This is a genomic window from Pseudomonas sp. P7758 (genome assembly GCF_013386485.1).
Lineage (GTDB): Bacteria > Pseudomonadota > Gammaproteobacteria > Pseudomonadales > Pseudomonadaceae > Aquipseudomonas.
Window position 1 is genome coordinate 1 of record NZ_JACARS010000099.1, and the last position, 18,841, is coordinate 18,841.

Genomic DNA, 18,841 nt, shown 5'->3' on the forward strand with positions numbered 1-18,841 from the left:
TTTCGCCCTGGATCTTGCCTCTGTTTTTAACACTCAAGCCGGCCGGTAGGCCGCTGTGCTTTTGCTTTTGACCTTGATCTGACTGCCCCAATGAGCCCGAGGCCGAACGCAGGCAGTGCGAAGCGGGCCGCTGTAAGAGCGGAACCATAAGCGGCCGTTACCGAAATAACGGATATGCCCCCCACCTCAAATCCACCCCAACCAACTCCAATACGTAGCCGCAAACACCAACATCAACCCATACCCAATCAACGTCACCAAAATCCCGACCTTGGCAAACTGCCGCGCGGTAAACGTGCCGGTCCCCAAACACACCATATTCTGCGGCGCATTGATGGGCAGGATAAACCCGTAGCTCATTACAAACCCCAGGAGCATCGTCATCCCCAGCCGACTGAACTCCCCGGGCAACGTCTGCAACACCGCAATCAAAATCGGCAACAACGCCGAGGTCAACGCCGTGGCACTGGCAAACCCCAAATGAATCACGATCAAAAACGCCCCCAGAATCGCAAACACCCCCAGCGTCCCCACCTGGTCCAACCCGGTATGCGCCACCACCTGCGATCCCAGCCACTGCCCCGCCTGGGTGGTCAGCAACGCCGTACCCAGGCTGATGCCAACCCCAAACACAATCACCGTGCCCCACGGAATCCGCGACTGCACATCCTTCCAGGTCATCACCCCGATCCCCGGCATCAGCAAGAACACCAGCCCGGCATACGTCGTTGAGGTCGTATCAAAGCTGTGCAACCGCCCCTCAGTCGCCCACGCCAGCAACAGCAACACCGACACCGTCAGCAAGCGCTTCTGCGGCCCCGTCATCGGCCCGATGTCCACCAGCGATTGCGCCACCGCCTCCTTGCCTCCGGGAATGCTGTCACTCTCCGGCGGCAGCAGCTTCAACACCAAAAACAACAACACCGCCGACATGATCAGCGCCCACGGCGCCCCAGCGATCAACCAGTCGATCCACGACACCCGCTGCCCCAGCATCTTGTCCATAAAGCCAACCGTCAGCAGGTTCTGCGCCGCCGCCGTCTGGATACCGACGTTCCAGATGCTCGTACCCTGGGCCACGACGATCATGATCCCGGCCGCAATATTCGAACGCTTGTCCACGCCAAACGCGGCAATCACCCCCATCATGATCGGCACCACACACGCACTGCGGGCCGTGGCGCTGGGCACCACCAGGCTCAAGAGGATGGTCACGGCAACTGCTCCGACGAGAATGCCCCGGGTGCTGGTACCCACGCGGGTCAGGGTGACCAACGCGATGCGCCGGTCCAGCCCGGTATGGGTCATGGCTGCGGCGATAAACAGCGCGCCGGCCACCAGCGCCAGCGCCGGGTTGGAAAACCCCGTCAACGCCATGCTGATGGCCGGGCTGGAACCGATCAGGTGCGTCGGGTCTTGCAGCGACGGCGCAGTGCCGAGCAAAAACGCCATCAACGAGGTGATCATGATCGCGCTGGCCTCGTAGGAGACCGCTTCGGTGATCCATACCACCACCGCAAACGCGAGGATCGCCAGCATCCGGTGCCCGGCCACCGGCAAGTCGGCCGGCAGCGGCAACAGCAGCACGCCGACCATCACCAGTACGCCGACCACCAGGCCCAGGGGCAACTTGAATGAAGCAGCTGTTGTTGCGGGGGCACTCATGGGGTTCTCCGTCGGCCGTGAAATCTGGCCCACAGCATGAGGCAAAGCGTCACGCCCGGTGTTGACGGGTATCAAGTGGCTAGGCCAATAACTGGGTCAACACCGCTCGCAACTTGCCGGGCTTGACCGGCTTGTTCAGCAATGGCACGTCCAGGCGCTGCAATGCACGGCGGCATTGGTCGGTGCGGTCGGCGGTGATAATCACTGCCGGAATCCTGCAGCCAAAATGCTCGCGCAACTGGTGCACGACCTCACAGCCCACCACGCCATGGTCCAGGTGATAGTCCGCGAGAATCAGCTCCGGTGCCCGGCCCTGCAACGCAACCAGTGCGCCGGCCTGATCGGTCGCAGTGACCACTTCGCAGCCCCACTGCCCAAGCAGCGCGCTCATGCTGTCGAGGATGCCGACTTCGTTGTCCAGCACCAGCAGCCGCCTCCCCGGCAACGGGTTGCCGGTGCTCGGTTGCGCGGCCACCACACTGATGGGCAGCGGCATGTCCTCGCTGATGGGGACTTCGATGCTGAACATCGAACCGCGCCCCGGCCACGAACGCACCGCCACCGGATAACCGAGGACCTCGGCGATACGCTCGACAATCGCCAACCCCAGTCCCACCCCCTTGCGGTCGGCGGCGCGGCCCACATCCAGTTGATTGAACTCCAGGAAGATGGCGTCCAGGCGGTCCGCCGCAATTCCGCGCCCGGTGTCCCACACCTCCAGGCGCAACCGCTCACCCCGGTGGCGGGCGCCCAGCAGGATGGAGCCCGCGCTCGTGTAGCGGCAGGCGTTGCTGAGGAAATTGCGCAGGATCCGCGTCACCAGCCGCAGGTCGGTGTTGATTGCGTAATGGCCTGTACGCGCCCGCAGGTTCAGCCCGGACGCCGCGGCCACCGACTGGAATTCCGAGACCAGCGGTGCGAACAGTTCGTCGAGACGGTACAGGGCGATGTCCGGCTTGACCGCCGCTTGATCGAGTCGGGAAATGTCCAGCAAGTCGGTGAGCAAATCCTCGGCGCCTTCCAGGGCCTGATGGGTGCGCTCCACCAACACGTGTTCGACGCTGGGCAAGTTGCGCTCGCGCAGGGTGGAAATCAGCAAGCGTGCGGCGTTGAGGGGTTGCAGCAGGTCATGACTGGCGGCGGCAAGGTATTTGTCCTTGCTGCGGTTGGCGGCCTGGGCGGCATCCCGGGCATCGCGCAGGTCCTGCTCGATCTTCTCGCGCTGGGCGATTTGCTGTTGCAGGTTGCGGTTGGCTTCCAGCAACTCGTCGGTACGCGCCGCGACCCGCTGTTCCAATTCGTCGTTGAGGCGGATGTAGCGATTGCGCTCGGCTTCCAGCTCGTCGAGGCGCGCGGTCAGTTCGGGGTAATGACTCTTGCGCGCCGAGTGGTTGCCCAGCCCCAGGAGCCCCGCGAGTGCCCGTTGCTGATCGTCAGAGAGCTTCGCCATAGACGACCTCGACGTCACGCTGGCTGGACTCACGCGGGTTGGTAAGGATGCACGGGTCGTGCATGGCGTGCTGCGACAGAAAGGGAATGTCCGCCACTCGAATCCCATGCAGGCCGAGGGTTTCATGGAAGCCGATCGCATGCTTCAACGCGATCAAATGGTCCACCAGCCGGCCGCAGATTTGCCGGTGGTTGAGGCCCCGGCAATCAATGCCGAAGGTCTCGGCAATCACCTTGAAACGCTCCGGTGCCGCGCTGTAGTTGAACGCCACCACATGTTCCACCAGCACCGCGTTGCACAGGCCATGGGGCAGGTCGAGAAAGCCGCCAAGGCTGTGGGACATGGCATGCACCGCGCCGAGGATCGCGTTGGAAAACGCCAGCCCGGCCTGCATGCTGCCCAGCATGATTTTCTCCCGCAGGGCGATGTCGCCGGGGTTGGCGATCATCTGCACCAGGTTGCCATTGATCAGGCGCATGGCTTCCAGCGCGTGGGGATCGGTCAGCGGGCCGTGGCCGGTGGACACGAAGGCCTCGATGGCATGCACCAGCGCATCGATGCCGGTACAGGCCGAGAGAAACGGGTCCATGCTCGCCGTGGTTTCCGGGTCGATCAGTGAAACATCGGGCACCACCGCCTTGCTGACGATGGAGAACTTCATGCGCTCCTGCTGGTTGGAAATGATCACGAACTGCGAGACATCCGCCGAGGAGCCCGCGGTAGTCGGGATCAGGATCAGCGGCGGGCTCGGCACGCGGATGGTGTCGACGCCTTCGAAGTCGAGGATGCTGCAGCCATGGGCGACCACGATGCCGATGGCCTTGCCGCAGTCCATCGGGCTGCCGCCACCGACGGCGACGATCACGTCGCAATGGTTTTCACGGTAGACCTCGGCGCCGAGCATCACCTCTTCAACCCGGGGATTGGGCGAAACGGCGGTGTACAGGCAGTAGTCGATGCCGATGGCTTGCAGGCTGGCCTCGACATCGGCCACCCAGCCGACAGCAACCACGCCGGGATCACTCACCACCAACACCTTGCGCGCGCCAAAGGTCTTGGCGTAGTTGCCTACGTTGTGCCGGCAGCCGGCGCCAAAGATGATTTCAGGGGAAACGAATTTACGCAGGAGACTCAGGTTCGGGCTCATTGGTAAGCCTGTTTTTATTATTCTGGAAGATGCGCTCCACACTAACCCATCCGACACTGAATGCAATCAGACCAATGGGTGGCGCTGAAACCGCGACGTACGGCACGATCTACTACTTTGGTACTGATTCCCCTCTCTATCGTCGCATTCCCAAGGCATCGAGACTGGCATGTAATGGGCGCATGACCCTATGGATCGGACCTGCTTGAATAAGCAAAAATAATAAGGCGAACGTCCATGTACAAAATTCTGATAGCCGACGATCACCCACTGTTTCGCGAGGCGATCCACAACGTCATCAGCGACGGGTTCCCGGGCAGCGAAGTGATGGAAACCGGCGACCTGGACAGCGCCCTGGCCCTGAGCCAGGAGCACGACGACCTGGATCTGATCCTGCTGGACCTGAACATGCCGGGCATGCACGGCCTCAATGGCCTGATCAACCTGCGCAACGAGTCGCCGACGATTCCGGTGGTGATCGTGTCCGCCGAGCAGGACAAGCAGGTCGTGCTGCAAGCCATCACCTATGGCGCGGTGGGGTTTATCACCAAGTCCTCGCCCAGGCTGCAGATGACCGAGGCAATCCAACAGATTCTCAACGGCAATGTGTATTTGCCGCCGGAGATTATTCGCAGCCAGAAAATCGGCGGGCAACGGCGCATGAATGATTGCCTGGGGCTTGCGCCGGAGCTGCTGCAGGCCCTGACCCGCAAGCAATTGCTGGTGCTGGAGCGGATGACCAAGGGTGACTCGAACAAGCAGATCGCCTATAGCCTGGAGATTGCCGAGACCACGGTGAAGGCCCATGTCTCGGCAATCCTGCGCAAGTTGAACGTGCACAATCGGGTGCAGGCGATTCTCAGCGCCGGGGACATCGACTTTGGTGCCTACCTGCGGCGCTGATACCCGTAGGGGCGGGATGCTGACCGCATTTCAAGGCACCTGAATGAGGGCCCGAAACAGCATGCCCGCCGCCACCAGCACACACAGGGTGGCAAAACCCACCTGCAAGGTGCGCGCCTTGATCACCGAGCACAGGCGCCGCCCCGCCAACATGCCGACAATGCTCGACCCGATAAACACCCAGCCCATCGGCTCGATACTGACCCCGGCATGAAACGCACCGATCACGCCGATCAACGAGATCAGGCTGATCACCATCAGCGAGGTGGCGACGATGCCGCGCATCTGCACATCGGTCAGTTGCTTGAACGCCGGTACGATCAAGAAGCCGCCGCCCACGCCGAGCAGGCCCGATACCGCACCGGTCACTGCGCCGAGGGCGGCCAGGGTGGCGGTGCATTTGGCGGTCCAGGAAAAGCGCCCGGTCTGTTGGTCGAGCATGCAGTTCTTCTGGCCCCAGGACGCGGTGCCGTGGTCGCTCGGCCCGGCCTCAAGCTTCTCCCGTTGCAGCATGCGCCAGGCCACCAGCACCATCAGCGCACTGAACAGGCCCATCAGGACTTTCTCCGACATCTGGTGGGCGAAGAAAACCCCCAGCGGCGAAAATAGCGCGCCAAGCAGCGCAATCAGCAGCGCCGCGCGGTAACGCACCAGGCCATGGCGCAAACCGTCGACAGCCCCCACGGCAGCGGCCGCGCCCACCGCGAACAACGACACGGGCGCGGCCTGGGTCATGGTCAACCCCAGCCCCAATACCAGGGCCGGGACACCAAGAATGCCGCCTCCGGCGCCGGTCAAGCCCATGACCAACCCCATCAACACGCCCAGAAAACTTGCCAGCAGCATAGGGTTGCCTCAATCCACCTTGGCCAGACGGGTCAGCCACTCGCGGCCCTTGAGCATGCCGTTCCAGTAGAACCACGGCAGGAAACTCGCCTTGAGGAACCACGCCGAACGCCGCGCCACAGTCGGGTCGAGGGGAAAGGTCGGCAGCAACTTGCCGCCATAGCCGAACTCGGCCAGTACCACCTTGCCCTTCTCCACCGTCAGCGGGCAGGAACCGTAGCCGTCGTACTTGAGGGGCAACGGTGCCTGTCTGCGCAGGGCCAGCAGGTTTTCCGCCACCACCACGATTTGCTTGCGCACCGCCGCGGCGGTCTTGGCGTTGGTGGTGGAACACACATCGCCCAGGCCGAAGATGTGCGGGTAGCGCAGGTGTTGCAGGCTCTGGGGATTCACTTCGCACCAGCCGGCGGCATCGGCCAGGGGGCTGTGGCGAATGAAGTCCGGCGAGACCTGTGGCGGGACGACGTGCAGCAGGTCGAAGGTTTTCTCTTCGACGCGCACATTGCCTTCGGCGTCCTTGATTTCGAACCAGGCCTTGCGCGCGGGGCCGTCGACCTTGACCAGGTTGGAGTTGAATGCCAGTTGCGCCGAGTACTTTTCAACGTACTTCATCAGCGGCGGCACGAAGGTCGGCACGCCGAACAAGGCGGCACCAGCCAGGTTGAATTCGACCTTGATGTTTTTCAGGTCACCCTGGCGAAGCCAGTGATCGCACGACAGGTACATGGCTTTTTGCGGAGCGCCGGCACATTTGATCGGCATGGCCGGTTGGGTAAAGATCGCCTTGCCATTTTTGAGTTGCTGCACCAGTTGCCAGGTGTAGGCGGCGTGCTCATAGCTGTAGTTGGACGTTACGCCATGCCGGCCGAGGGTCTCTTGCAGGCCTTCGATCTTCTCCCAGGCTAGGCGCAGGCCCGGGCACACGATGAGGTTCTTCCAACTGACGCGCTGGCCGCTGTCGAGCACCAGGGTTTGCTCGTCGGGCAGTAATTCGCTGACCGCGGCCTGGATCCAGGTGACGCCGTTGGGCAGCACGTCGGCCATGGGGCGCACGGTCCTGGTAACGTCATAAGCCCCGCCGCCCACCAGGGTCCAGGCCGGCTGGTAGTAGTGGTGGTCGCTGGGCTCGATCAGGATGATGTTCAGGTGCGGGTCGCGCTTGAGCAGGCTGGCCAGCAGGCCGATGCCTGCCGAGCCGCCACCGATGACAACGATATCGCCACTGATGGTAGGTCCCCAGTGTTGGTCGTTCATGGTCTATGGCCTTTTTCAGTTAATGCACGCAAGGGTCGTTGCCGTATGGCACCACGCCCTAGCTGTTTGCCACCACGATGCCATCCTTTGCCTCGGGTCCTTTAATTCACTTAAGCTCACAAGGTTATGTGGAAACCTAACTGAATGTAAGTCGCCATTAGCTATCTGGGAAACCCGTCATGTCAGCGTTGATTCAATCCTTTCTGGACGAGGCGTCGTCGACCTACACCTACGTCGTCTATGAAACGGACGGTGGCCCATGCGCCATCGTTGATTCGGTGCTCAACTACGACCCGGCCTCCGGACGCACCGGCACCGGCCAGGCGGACAAGGTGATCGCGTTTGTGCGCGAGCATGGCTTGCAGGTGCAGTGGTTGCTGGAAACCCACGCCCATGCGGATCATCTGTCGGCTGCGCCTTATTTGCGCCGCCAGCTGGGGGGCAAGATCGCGATTGGCCAGTCCATCAGCAAGGTGCAGGGAGTGTTCAAGAACCTGTTCAACCTGGAGCCGGAGTTTCGGGTGGATGGGTCGCAGTTCGACCATCTGTTTGCGCCGGATGAGGTGTTTCACATCGGCAACCTGAAGGCCCAGGCGCTGCATGTGCCGGGGCATACGCCGGCGGATATGGCTTACCTGATTGATGACCAGTTGATTCTGGTGGGCGACACGCTGTTCATGCCGGACGTGGGCACGGCGCGCTGCGATTTCCCTGGTGGGGATGCGCGCCAGCTGTATGGGTCGATGCGCAAGTTGTTGGCCTTCGCGCCTGAAACCCGCCTTTATGTGTGCCATGACTATCCGCCCGAAGGACGCGCAGCCAAGTGCCTGACCACGGTGGCTGAACAGCGGGCGGGGAATATTCATGTGCATGACGGGGTGGATGAGGCGGCGTTTGTCGAGATGCGCACCACGCGGGATGCCGGGTTGGGCATGCCGACGCTGTTGTTGCCGGCGATTCAGGTGAATGTGCGGGCCGGGGTGATGCCGCCGGCGGAAGGAAATGGGGTGGTTTATTTGAAGATTCCCCTCAACCAGCTTTGAAATGCACTACAAAATGTGGGAGCGGGCTTGCTCGCGAATGCGGTGTATCAGTCTATATTTTCGGTGACTGACACTCCCCATTCGCGAGCAAGCCCGCTCCCACATTTGTTTTGTGTCGTTCGTTAGCCGAGGTTGATGCCGTTAGCCGGTAGCGGCAGCGCGGTTTTGTAGCGCACTTGCTTGAGGGCAAAGCTGGAGCGGATGTTGGCGACACCCGGGACTTTGGTCAGGAAGTCCATCATGAAACGCTCCAGGGACTGGATGGTGGGCACCAGCACCCGAATCAGATAATCGGGGTCGCCGGCCATCAGGTAGCACTCCATCACTTCGGGGCGATCCGAAATCGCCCCTTCGAATTGCTGCAATGCCAATTCGTTCTGCTTTTCCAGGCTGACGTGGATGAACACATTGACGTGCAGCCCCAGCAGGTCGGCGTCCAGCAGCGTCACCTGGTCGCGAATCAGCCCCAGTTCTTCCATGGCCTTGACCCGGTTGAAACACGGCGTGGGCGACAGGTTGACCGAGCGGGCCAGGTCGGCGTTGGTGATGCGGGCGTTCTCCTGAAGGGCGTTCAGAATGCCGATATCGATACGGTCCAGTTTGCGCATGAGACAAAACCACCTGTTTATTATGTTTATGCAGTTTTTTTATCCCCAAATGATCTCCAACGCAACGAAACAGAGATAAATATTCTCCTGAGCCGAGCCTATGATTGTTGTAGGACAAGATTTCTTCTACCCGAAGAAGGACTGTCAGCTACCGCGCCCACTACAAGAAATTCACAAGATAGAGCGTAGAAAGCCATGACTCAGCAGTACGAACCACTGCGCCTGCACGTTCCCGAACCCTCGGGCCGCCCAGGCTGCAAGACCGACTTTACCTACCTGCGCCTGACTGACGCTGGCCTGGTGCGCAAACCCCCAATCGACGTAGAACCCGCCGACACCGCCGACCTGGCCAAGGGCCTGATTCGCGTGCTCGACGATCAGGGCCAGGCCCTCGGCCCATGGGCTGAAGGCGTGCCAGTCGAGATTCTGCGCAAGGGCATGCGCGCCATGCTCAAGACGCGGATCTTCGACAACCGCATGGTGGTCGCCCAGCGTCAGAAGAAGATGTCGTTCTACATGCAGAGCCTCGGCGAAGAAGCCATCGGCAGCGCCCAGGCCCTGGCCTTGAACATCGACGACATGTGCTTCCCCACCTACCGCCAGCAAAGCATCCTGATGGCCCGGGAAGTGCCGCTGGTAGACCTGATCTGCCAACTGCTGTCCAACGAGCGCGACCCGCTCAAGGGCCGCCAGTTGCCGATCATGTACTCGGTAAAAGATGCCGGTTTCTTCACGATTTCCGGCAACCTCGCCACCCAATTCGTACAAGGCGTGGGCTGGGGCATGGCCTCGGCCATCAAGGGCGATACCAAGATTGCCTCGGCCTGGATCGGCGACGGCGCCACCGCTGAGTCCGACTTCCACACCGCCCTCACCTTCGCCCACGTGTACCGGGCGCCGGTCATCCTTAACGTAGTGAACAACCAATGGGCGATCTCCACCTTCCAGGCCATCGCCGGCGGTGAAGCCACGACCTTTGCCGGACGCGGCGTGGGTTGCGGCATCGCCTCCCTGCGGGTGGACGGCAACGACTTTGTCGCGGTGTACGCCGCCTCCGCCTGGGCCGCCGAACGTGCCCGCCGTAACCTGGGGCCGACCCTGATCGAGTGGGTGACCTACCGCGCCGGCCCACACTCCACCTCCGATGACCCGTCCAAATACCGTCCCGCCGACGACTGGAGCCACTTCCCGCTGGGCGACCCGATTGCCCGCCTCAAGCAGCACCTGATCAAGATTGGTCAGTGGTCCGAAGAGGAACACGCGGCGGTCAGTGCCGAACTTGAAGCCGAAGTGCTCAAGGCCCAGAAAGAAGCCGAACAGTACGGCACCCTGGCCGGCGGCCAGATTCCAAGCGCCGCGACCATGTTCGAAGACGTTTATAAAGAGATGCCGGAGCACTTGAAGCGCCAGCGTCAAGAGTTGGGGATCTGACATGAACGATCACAACAACAATATCGAGCTGGAAACCGCCATGACCACCACGACCATGACCATGATCCAGGCCTTGCGCTCGGCCATGGATGTGATGCTTGAGCGAGACGACAATGTGGTGGTGTTCGGCCAGGACGTCGGTTACTTCGGCGGCGTGTTCCGTTGCACCGAAGGCTTGCAGAACAAGTACGGCACCTCGCGGGTGTTCGACGCACCGATCTCCGAAAGCGGGATCGTCGGCGTGGCGGTCGGCATGGGCGCCTATGGCCTGCGGCCGGTGGCCGAGATTCAGTTCGCCGACTACGTGTACCCTGCCACCGACCAGATCATTTCCGAAGCGGCCCGCCTGCGTTACCGCTCGGCCGGCCAGTTCACGGCACCGCTGACCATGCGCATGCCCTGCGGCGGCGGCATCTACGGCGGCCAGACCCACAGCCAGAGTATTGAAGCGGTGTTCACCCAGGTCTGCGGCCTGCGCACGGTGATGCCGTCCAATCCGTACGACGCCAAGGGCCTGCTGATCGCCTCCATCGAAAACGATGACCCGGTGATCTTCCTCGAACCCAAGCGCCTGTATAACGGCCCGTTCGACGGCCACCACGACCGCCCGGTAACCCCGTGGTCGAAACACCCGCAAGCGCAGGTGCCGGACGGTTACTACACCGTGCCGCTGGATGTGGCCGCCATCGCCCGCCCGGGCAAGGACGTGACGATCCTCACCTACGGCACCACGGTGTATGTGTCGCAAGTCGCCGCCGAAGAAACCGGCATCGACGCCGAAGTCATCGACCTGCGCAGCCTGTGGCCGCTGGACCTGGAAACCATCGTCAATTCCGTGAAGAAAACCCGTCGCTGCGTGATCGTTCACGAAGCCACCCGTACCTGCGGGTTCGGCGCCGAGCTGGTGGCGCTGGTGCAGGAGCATTGCTTCCACTATCTGGAAGCGCCGATCGAGCGCGTCACCGGTTGGGATACCCCGTATCCCCACGCGCAAGAGTGGGCGTATTTCCCTGGCCCGACCCGAGTGGGCGCGGCTTTGCATCGGGTTATGGAGGTCTGAATGGGCACGCACGTTATCAAGATGCCGGACATTGGCGAAGGCATCGCAGAAGTTGAATTGTCGGTATGGCACGTCAAGGTCGGCGACCTGGTGGTAGAAGACCAGGTGCTGGCGGACGTGATGACCGACAAGGCCATGGTGGACATTCCGTCGCCGGTGCACGGCAAGGTGATTTCCCTCGGCGGCGAGCCGGGGGAAGTCATGGCGGTGGGCAGTGTTTTGATCAGTATCGAAGTGGAAGGCGCGGGCAATACCAGGGAGTCGGCGTTGTCGGCGGTGGTTGAAGAGGTCGCGCCGGCACCGGCTCCTGCACCGAAAGTCGAAGCCAGGGCCGCGCCGGTGGTTGAACCCAAGCCGGCAGCCAAACCTGCGGTGGCGGCTGCGCAAGCGCCCGTGGCCCGCGAGGCCGATGACCGCCCGCTGGCCTCCCCGGCCGTGCGCAAACATGCGCTGGATGCTGGCATCCAGCTACGACTGGTCCAGGGCTCCGGCCCGGCCGGCCGGATTCTGCATGAAGATCTGGACGCTTACTTGCTCCAGGGTCCGGCGAAAAATTCCGGGGCCTCCAACCCGTACGCCGAACGCAACGACGAGCAGCAAATCCCGGTGATCGGCATGCGCCGCAAGATCGCCCAGCGCATGCAGGACGCCACCCGGCGCGCCGCGCATTTCAGCTATGTGGAAGAGATCGACGTCACGGCCCTCGATGAGTTGCGCGTGCACCTCAACGAGAAACACGGCGCTACCCGCGGCAAGCTGACCCTGCTGCCGTTCCTGGTGCGGGCCATGGTCGTCGCATTGCGCGACTATCCGCAGATCAACGCGCGTTATGACGACGAAGCCCAGGTCATCACCCGCCTCGGCGCGGTGCATGTGGGTGTCGCCACCCAGAGCGATGTCGGCCTGATGGTGCCGGTGGTGCGTCACGCCGAAGCCCGCGACCTGTGGGGCACGGCGCAAGAAATCAATCGCTTGGCGAATGCGGCGCGCAATGGCAAGGCCAGTCGCGATGAGCTGTCGGGCTCGAGCATCACCCTGACCAGCCTCGGTGCGTTGGGCGGGATTGTCAGCACCCCGGTGCTGAACCTGCCGGAAGTGGCCATCGTCGGGGTCAACCGCATTGTCGAGCGGCCGATGGTGATCAAGGGCCAGATCGTGATCCGCAAGATGATGAACCTCTCCAGCTCCTTCGATCACCGGGTGGTCGATGGCATGGACGCGGCGCAATTCATCCAGGCCATCCGTGGCCTGCTCGAACAACCCGCCAGCCTGTTCCTGGAGTAACCCATGTCTCAAACATTGCACACCACGCTGCTGATCATCGGCGGCGGGCCTGGCGGTTACGTGGCAGCGATTCGCGCCGGCCAGCTGGGCATCCCGACCATCCTGGTGGAAGGCCAATCGCTGGGCGGCACCTGCCTGAACATCGGCTGCATTCCGTCCAAGGCGCTGATCCATGTCGCCGAACAGTTCCAGCAAACCGTGCACCACAGCCAGGGTTCGCCGTTGGGTATCGAAGTCGATGTGCCGACCCTGGACATCGGCAAAAGCGTTGAATGGAAAGACGGCATCGTCGACCGCCTGACCACCGGCGTAGCCGCGCTGCTGAAAAAACACAAGGTCCAGGTCATCCAGGGCTGGGCCAAGGTCGTGGACGGCAAGACCGTCGATGTCGGCGACCAGCGCATCCAGTGTGAACACCTGTTGCTGGCCACCGGCTCGAAAAGTGTCAACCTGCCGATGCTGCCGATTGGCGGGCCGATCATCTCCTCCACCGAAGCCCTGGCGCCGAAACGCATCCCGAAACGCTTGATCGTGGTGGGCGGCGGCTACATTGGCCTGGAATTGGGGATTGCCTATCGCAAGCTCGGTGCCGAGGTCAGCGTGGTTGAGGCCCAGGACCGGATTTTGCCGGCCTACGACGCCGAACTGACCCAACCGGTGGCCGAATCCCTGAAGCAACTGGGGGTGAAGGTGTTCCTCAAACACAGCGTCACCGGTTTCGAGAACAATACCCTGCAAGTGCGCGACCCCAGCGGCGAGACGCTGTCGCTGGAAACCGACCAGGTGCTGGTTGCCGTTGGTCGCAAACCCAACACCCAGGGCTGGAACCTCGAAGCCTTGAACCTGGACATGAACGGCTCGGCGATCAAGATCGACAGCCGCTGCCAGACCAGCATGCGCAATGTGTGGGCCATCGGCGACCTCAGCGGTGAACCGATGCTCGCCCACCGGGCCATGGCCCAGGGCGAAATGGTCGCCGAACTGATCAGCGGTAAATCCCGCGAATTCAACCCGGCCGCGATCCCGGCGGTGTGCTTCACCGACCCGGAACTGGTAGTGGTCGGCAAGACCCCGGACGAAGCCAGGGCGGCCGGGCTGGACTGCATCGTGTCGAGCTTCCCGTTCGCCGCCAATGGCCGGGCCATGACCCTGGAGTCGAAAACCGGCTTCGTGCGGGTAGTGGCGCGCCGCGACAATCACCTGATCGTCGGCTGGCAGGCGGTAGGCGTTGGCGTCTCGGAACTGTCCACGGCCTTCGGCCTGAGCCTGGAAATGGGTTCACGCCTGGAAGACGTGGCGGGCACCATCCACGCCCACCCGACCCTCGGCGAAGCGGTACAGGAAGCAGCCCTGCGGGCCCTGGGGCATGCATTGCATCTATAAAATGGCGAAGTTCAAATGTGGGAGCGGGCTTGCTCGCGAAAGCGGTGGATCAGCACCGAATGCATCGAATGACACGCCGCATTCGCGAGCAAGCCCGCTCCCACACAAGCCAAGAATGAAGTATTGTTGCGCCCATCCAGAAATAAACCATAAGCCTGCCTTCGACCAGGCGGTTGACAAAAGATAGAGGGTGTCATGGGTAACGAAAGCATCAATTGGGACAAGCTGGGTTTTGACTACATCAAGACCGACAAGCGTTTCCTCCAGACCTGGAAAGACGGCGAGTGGCAAAAAGGCACCCTGACCGACGACAACGTGCTGCACATCAGCGAGGGCTCCACCGCCCTGCACTACGGCCAGCAATGCTTTGAAGGCCTCAAGGCCTACCGCTGCAAGGACGGTTCGATCAACCTGTTCCGCCCCGACCAGAATGCCGCGCGCATGCAGCGCAGCTGTGGCCGCCTGCTGATGCCACAAGTGCCGACCGACGCCTTCATCGAAGCCTGCAAGGAAGTGGTCCGCGCCAACGAGCGGTTCATCCCGCCGTACGGCACCGGCGGCGCGCTGTACCTGCGCCCGTTCGTGATCGGCACCGGTGACAACATCGGCGTGCGCACCGCGCCGGAATTCATCTTCTCGATCTTCTGCATCCCGGTCGGCGCCTACTTCAAGGGCGGCCTGACCCCGCACAACTTCCTGATCTCCGGCTACGACCGTGCGGCTCCCAACGGCACCGGCGCAGCCAAGGTCGGTGGCAACTACGCCGCCAGCCTGATGCCCGGTTCCCTGGCGAAAAAAGCCAACTTCGCCGACTGCATCTACCTCGACCCGGCCACCCACTCGAAGATCGAAGAAGTCGGCTCGGCCAACTTCTTCGGGATCACCCACGACAACAAGTTCGTCACCCCGAACTCGCCGTCGGTGTTGCCAGGCATCACCCGCCTGTCGCTGATCGAGCTGGCAAAATCGCGCCTGGGCCTGGAAGTGGTTGAAGGCGACGTGCTGATCGACAAGCTGTCGGACTTCAAGGAAGCCGGCGCCTGCGGCACCGCCGCCGTGATCACCCCGATCGGCGGCATCGAGTACAAAGACAAGCTGCACGTGTTCTACAGCGAAAAAGAAGTCGGCCCGGTCACCCAGAAGCTCTACAAAGAGCTGACTGGCGTACAGTCCGGCGACGTCGAAGCGCCTGAGGGCTGGATCGTCAAGGTATAAGCAACACTGCAAAACCAAACTGTGGGAGCGGGCTTGCTCGCGAATACGGAGTGTCAGTCGACAGATTTATTGACTGATCCACCGCATTCGCGAGCAAGCCCGCTCCCACATTTGATTTCAGCGTTTGGAAAACCGACGTTCAAGCTTTATCCATCGGGATGTTTTCCAGGATCTTCTTGCCCATGCTGATCCGCGGCTCCGCGCCATAACCCAGCGCCTCATAAAACCCCATCACCGCGTCATTGCCACTGGTGATCTGCAGGTTGATCTTCATGCAACCCAGCGCCGTCAACGCCTGCTCCGCATGCCGCACCAACGAGGCGCCCAGGCCCTGGCGGCGATAGTCGTTGTGCACCGCCACTGAATACAACCAGCCACGATGCCCGTCGTAGCCGGCGAGGATGGTACCGATCACCGCCTTCTTGTCGGTGGCCACGAAGAACAACCCATCGTTGACCGCCAGCTTCTTGTCGATCGCCAGGCTCGGCAGGTTATGCGCCGCGTCATAACCAAACGCCGCCTGCCACAACGCCACCACCTGCGCCCGATGGGCCCGATCGCGATAGACGCCGATGGGATGGCGGGATGACAACGCCTTCTCCATCACCAGCGTGCGTTCATTGCCATGGTAGACATCGCGCACCGTGTGGAAACCCAGCTTGGTGTAGAACGGCTCGGCCGTCAGCGAAGACGGCACATGCAACAAGGTCACCCCGGCTTCCCGGGCGCGCAGCTCGATTTCAATCATCAGCAAGCGCCCGATGCCCTGCCCTTGCAGCGCCGGATTGACGAAGACCGAGCGCACCACATTGGCGTCAAGTGCCGCCGTGGCAACGATCACCTCATCCTGAATAGCCACCAGCACCGTTCGACGCGCGAGCAACGCCACGACAGCCTCGGGAGTAAAGTTGCTCGCCACCCGCGCAATCACATCCGCCGGATAATCCCGGGCGTTGCTGTCATGCAGGGCCGCCAGGATGACCTGGCTGATGCCCTCGGCATCGGTAGTTTGGGCGAGACGAACTTCAGTGGGCATGGTTTCTCCATCCAGACAAAAAACCTCAGGCAACACAATACCAATGTGGGAGCGGGCTTGCTCGCGAAGGCGGTGTATCAGCCACCGAATTTATTAACTGACCCACCGCTTTCGCGAGCAAGCCCGCTCCCACATTTTGATCTCCACTCACCTCCACAGCCGATTCGGCTGCCCCACCCCACTTTTCAGCTTTCCCGGCTGAGCCACCCCCTCAGTTCAGCCGGGATTCTTCCTTCACACCGCACAAAATAGCCTCACTGCCCAACCCATGGACCCGTGCCCCCCATGCAAACCACCAACACTGTCCTGATGATCCGCCCGGCGCACTTCGCCTTCAACCCGGACACCGCGATCAACAACCGCTTCCAGCGTGCGCCCCTCGACCCGGTGGCGGCACAGCAGAAAGCGCTGGAAGAGTTCGACGGCTACGTCGACACCCTGCGCCACCACGGCGTGGAAGTGCTGGTGGTACAAGACACCCCCGCTCCCCATACCCCGGATTCGATCTTCCCCAACAACTGGTGGAGCAGCCACGCCGATGGCAGCCTGGTGCTGTACCCGATGGAAGGCCAGAACCGACGACTGGAACGCGACAAAGGCGTGCTGCAAGTGCTGGAGCAACGCTTCGCGATCCACAACACCATCGACTTCAGCCACCTCGAACAACAGAACATGTTCCTCGAAGGCACCGGCAGCATGGTCCTCGACCGCCAGCACCGCATCAGCTACGCCTGCCATTCCGGGCGGACCCATCAGGATGCCCTCCGCCAGTTCGCCGAACGCCTTGACTACCAGGTCTGCGTATTCCACGCCGTCGACCGCCACCACGCGCCGATCTACCACAGCAACGTAATGATGAGTGTCGGCCGCGACCTCTCCGTGGTGTGCCTGCAAGCCCTGCCCGATGACCACGAGCGCCAGGCCCTTGAACGCTCCCTGCGCGATACCGGCAAAGACATCGTCGCCCTGGACTTCGACCAGTTGGAAGCCTTCGCCGGCAACATGCTCGAAGTCCATGACCGCGACGGCCAGCCGCTGCTGGTGATGTCGGCCAGCGCCTGGGGCTCCCTCAAGCCCGCCCAGCGCCAGCACGTGGAGCGCCACACCCGGCCGGTGGTGGTGAACATCGACAACATCGAACGCATCGGCGGCGGCAGTGCCCGCTGCATGTTGGCGGAAGTACATCTGCCCGCCCGCCCCTCATTTCAATAAGGAGTCTTCCCATGACCCGCTATATCGACGTCAACGACTTGAGCTACCTGGTTTCGCAAAAAGGCCTGCAAACCTGCATCACCGAGATGGCCGAGTACATCCGCGCCGACTACCTGCGCTGGCAGGACTTTGAAAAATGCGCGCGCCTGGCCAACCATTCCCCCGAGGGCGTGATCGAGCTGATGCCGGTGTCCGACGCGTCGCTGTACGCCTTCAAATACGTGAACGGCCACCCGAAAAACACCCAGAGCGGCATGCTCACCGTCATGGCCTTCGGCGCCCTGGGTGATGTGGACACCGGCAAACCGGTGCTGCTGGCGGAAATGACCCTGACCACTGCGATCCGCACGGCCGCCACCTCGGCCCTGGTGGCGCGCTACCTGGCCCGGGACAACAGCCGCAGCATGGCGCTGATCGGCAACGGCTCCCAGAGCGAGTTCCAGGCCCTGGCCTTCCACGCGATGCTGGGCATCACTGAAATCCGCCTGTTCGACATCGACGCCAAGGCCACCGCCAAACTGGCCGCCAACCTCAAAGCCTTCCCGGCGATCAAGGTGATCCTGGCAGGCAGCGTTGCCGAAGCCGTGAAAGGCGCCGACATCGTCACCACCGTCACCGCCGACAAGGCCTACGCCACCATCCTCACGGACGAGATGATCGAACCGGGCATGCACCTGAATGCCGTCGGTGGCGACTGCCCCGGCAAGACCGAACTGGACCGACGAATCGTCGAACGGGCCCGCGTGATTGTCGAGTACGAGCCACAAAGCCGCATCGAAGGCGAAATCCAGCACATGCCGGAAGATTCGCCGGTCACCGAGCTGTGGCAAGTGATCAACGGCCAGGCGCCAGGCCGCGAAAACGCGCGCCAGGTCACCCTGTTCGACTCGGTAGGTTTTGCCATCGAAGACTACTCCGCCCTGCGTTACGTACTGGACGTGGCCAAGGCGCTGGACGTGGGCAGCGAACTGGAACTGGTGCCGGACCTTGCCGACCCCAAGGACCTGTTTGCCCGCCTGGCCCAAGCACCGGTGGCACAGCAGAAAAAGCGCGCCTGAGACCGCTCTGGCCTGCCGCTTTGCGTGAAAGGCAGGCCGGAAAAACCCGGTCAACAAGCCGATTCAGCGGGTGCCGCAGCCGTTTCCGCTGTGACCCGCGTTTTAACAGCACATTCCGCCCGCCGCGGCAGGGGTAAACGACACAAAAAACGCACCATCTTGAAGCATTCTCTCTGACAACAAACAGCCCAATGTGGCGAGGGAGCTTGCTCCCGCTGGAGTGCGTAGCGCTCCCGGGATTTTGGG

General features: G+C 62.2%; 16 protein-coding genes. 9 read left to right on the forward strand and 7 right to left on the reverse strand.

The genetic code is table 11. The features are described from left to right. Positions 1–186: 186 nt before the first annotated feature. The 3 genes from HX873_RS21175 to ercA form a co-directional block, all read right to left on the reverse strand. Complete coding sequence (locus HX873_RS21175; RefSeq protein ID WP_177123163.1) at positions 187–1,665, reverse strand: DASS family sodium-coupled anion symporter; 1,479 nt, start codon at positions 1,663–1,665, stop codon at positions 187–189. A gap of 79 nt (positions 1,666–1,744) precedes the next feature. Further along, a complete protein-coding gene (locus HX873_RS21180) occupies positions 1,745–3,115 on the reverse strand; it encodes a hybrid sensor histidine kinase/response regulator (RefSeq protein ID WP_177123164.1) in 1,371 nt (456 codons plus the stop codon). Then, positions 3,099–4,262: an alcohol dehydrogenase-like regulatory protein ErcA gene (gene ercA / locus HX873_RS21185; protein WP_003207798.1), complete on the reverse strand. Its 1,164-nt coding sequence runs from the start codon at positions 4,260–4,262 to the stop codon at positions 3,099–3,101. The genes HX873_RS21180 and ercA overlap by 17 nt, the downstream gene beginning before the upstream one ends. A 237-nt stretch (positions 4,263–4,499) precedes the next feature. Here ercA and HX873_RS21190 point away from each other — a divergent pair, with 237 nt between their 5' ends. After that, a complete protein-coding gene (locus HX873_RS21190) occupies positions 4,500–5,165 on the forward strand; it encodes a response regulator transcription factor (protein ID WP_063028558.1) in 666 nt (221 codons plus the stop codon). A gap of 30 nt (positions 5,166–5,195) precedes the next feature. Here HX873_RS21190 and HX873_RS21195 read toward each other — a convergent pair whose 3' ends face one another. Then, the gene (locus HX873_RS21195; protein ID WP_003207794.1) at positions 5,196–6,011 is read right to left on the reverse strand and encodes a sulfite exporter TauE/SafE family protein; all 816 of its coding nucleotides are present in this window, start codon (positions 6,009–6,011) and stop codon (positions 5,196–5,198) included. Between the two features lie 9 nt (positions 6,012–6,020). Next, positions 6,021–7,265 carry an FAD/NAD(P)-binding oxidoreductase gene (locus HX873_RS21200; protein WP_087694487.1) on the reverse strand — a complete coding sequence of 415 codons (1,245 nt, stop codon included), beginning with the start codon at positions 7,263–7,265 and terminating at the stop codon, positions 6,021–6,023. 179 nt (positions 7,266–7,444) lie between these two features. On the opposite strand from HX873_RS21200, the gene HX873_RS21205 reads away from it, so the two are divergent. After that, entirely contained in the window at positions 7,445–8,308 is an 864-nt protein-coding gene (locus tag HX873_RS21205) for an MBL fold metallo-hydrolase (RefSeq protein ID WP_003207791.1), read from the forward strand. A 122-nt stretch (positions 8,309–8,430) separates the two neighbouring features. Here the strand turns inward: HX873_RS21205 and bkdR are convergent, their stop codons facing one another. Next, complete coding sequence (bkdR, locus tag HX873_RS21210; protein ID WP_003212855.1) at positions 8,431–8,916, reverse strand: Bkd operon transcriptional regulator BkdR; 486 nt, start codon at positions 8,914–8,916, stop codon at positions 8,431–8,433. 195 nt (positions 8,917–9,111) lie between these two features. On the opposite strand from bkdR, the gene HX873_RS21215 reads away from it, so the two are divergent. The 5 genes from HX873_RS21215 to HX873_RS21235 all read left to right on the forward strand — a co-directional run bounded on the left by HX873_RS21215 (position 9,112) and on the right by HX873_RS21235 (position 15,289). Then, positions 9,112–10,347 (forward strand): 3-methyl-2-oxobutanoate dehydrogenase (2-methylpropanoyl-transferring) subunit alpha, encoded by a 1,236-nt coding sequence (locus tag HX873_RS21215; RefSeq protein ID WP_003212857.1) that lies wholly within the window; start codon positions 9,112–9,114, stop codon positions 10,345–10,347. A gap of 1 nt (position 10,348) precedes the next feature. After that, a complete protein-coding gene (locus HX873_RS21220) occupies positions 10,349–11,407 on the forward strand; it encodes an alpha-ketoacid dehydrogenase subunit beta (protein WP_003212859.1) in 1,059 nt (352 codons plus the stop codon). Further along, positions 11,408–12,691, forward strand: a complete 1,284-nt coding sequence (locus HX873_RS21225) for a dihydrolipoamide acetyltransferase family protein (RefSeq protein WP_102369558.1) — start codon at positions 11,408–11,410, stop codon at positions 12,689–12,691. 3 nt (positions 12,692–12,694) lie between these two features. After that, complete coding sequence (gene lpdA / locus HX873_RS21230; RefSeq protein ID WP_008434480.1) at positions 12,695–14,074, forward strand: dihydrolipoyl dehydrogenase; 1,380 nt, start codon at positions 12,695–12,697, stop codon at positions 14,072–14,074. Between the two features lie 195 nt (positions 14,075–14,269). After that, a complete protein-coding gene (locus HX873_RS21235) occupies positions 14,270–15,289 on the forward strand; it encodes a branched-chain amino acid aminotransferase (protein ID WP_003212864.1) in 1,020 nt (339 codons plus the stop codon). Between the two features lie 139 nt (positions 15,290–15,428). On the opposite strand, the gene HX873_RS21240 is transcribed toward HX873_RS21235, so the two are convergent. Continuing rightward, positions 15,429–16,325 (reverse strand): GNAT family acetyltransferase, encoded by an 897-nt coding sequence (locus HX873_RS21240; protein ID WP_008434482.1) that lies wholly within the window; start codon positions 16,323–16,325, stop codon positions 15,429–15,431. Between the two features lie 285 nt (positions 16,326–16,610). Here HX873_RS21240 and ctlX point away from each other — a divergent pair, with 285 nt between their 5' ends. Then, the gene (gene ctlX, locus HX873_RS21245; protein ID WP_177123165.1) at positions 16,611–17,537 is read left to right on the forward strand and encodes a citrulline utilization hydrolase CtlX; all 927 of its coding nucleotides are present in this window, start codon (positions 16,611–16,613) and stop codon (positions 17,535–17,537) included. 11 nt (positions 17,538–17,548) lie between these two features. Next, the gene (locus tag HX873_RS21250; protein ID WP_003212869.1) at positions 17,549–18,595 is read left to right on the forward strand and encodes an ornithine cyclodeaminase; all 1,047 of its coding nucleotides are present in this window, start codon (positions 17,549–17,551) and stop codon (positions 18,593–18,595) included. Positions 18,596–18,841: the final 246 nt, after the last annotated feature.

Coding starts and splice junctions, on each gene's coding strand:
- HX873_RS21200 (WP_087694487.1), bottom strand. CDS start 7,265: ATGAACGACCAACACTGGGGACCTACCATCAGTGGCGATATCGTTGTC.
- lpdA (WP_008434480.1), top strand. CDS start 12,695: ATGTCTCAAACATTGCACACCACGCTGCTGATCATCGGCGGCGGGCCT.
- HX873_RS21250 (WP_003212869.1), top strand. CDS start 17,549: ATGACCCGCTATATCGACGTCAACGACTTGAGCTACCTGGTTTCGCAA.
- HX873_RS21180 (WP_177123164.1), bottom strand. CDS start 3,115: ATGGCGAAGCTCTCTGACGATCAGCAACGGGCACTCGCGGGGCTCCTG.
- HX873_RS21190 (WP_063028558.1), top strand. CDS start 4,500: ATGTACAAAATTCTGATAGCCGACGATCACCCACTGTTTCGCGAGGCG.
- HX873_RS21205 (WP_003207791.1), top strand. CDS start 7,445: ATGTCAGCGTTGATTCAATCCTTTCTGGACGAGGCGTCGTCGACCTAC.
- HX873_RS21220 (WP_003212859.1), top strand. CDS start 10,349: ATGAACGATCACAACAACAATATCGAGCTGGAAACCGCCATGACCACC.
- HX873_RS21240 (WP_008434482.1), bottom strand. CDS start 16,325: ATGCCCACTGAAGTTCGTCTCGCCCAAACTACCGATGCCGAGGGCATC.
- HX873_RS21215 (WP_003212857.1), top strand. CDS start 9,112: ATGACTCAGCAGTACGAACCACTGCGCCTGCACGTTCCCGAACCCTCG.
- HX873_RS21225 (WP_102369558.1), top strand. CDS start 11,408: ATGGGCACGCACGTTATCAAGATGCCGGACATTGGCGAAGGCATCGCA.
- HX873_RS21195 (WP_003207794.1), bottom strand. CDS start 6,011: ATGCTGCTGGCAAGTTTTCTGGGCGTGTTGATGGGGTTGGTCATGGGC.
- bkdR (WP_003212855.1), bottom strand. CDS start 8,916: ATGCGCAAACTGGACCGTATCGATATCGGCATTCTGAACGCCCTTCAG.
- ercA (WP_003207798.1), bottom strand. CDS start 4,262: ATGAGCCCGAACCTGAGTCTCCTGCGTAAATTCGTTTCCCCTGAAATC.
- HX873_RS21175 (WP_177123163.1), bottom strand. CDS start 1,665: ATGAGTGCCCCCGCAACAACAGCTGCTTCATTCAAGTTGCCCCTGGGC.
- ctlX (WP_177123165.1), top strand. CDS start 16,611: ATGCAAACCACCAACACTGTCCTGATGATCCGCCCGGCGCACTTCGCC.
- HX873_RS21235 (WP_003212864.1), top strand. CDS start 14,270: ATGGGTAACGAAAGCATCAATTGGGACAAGCTGGGTTTTGACTACATC.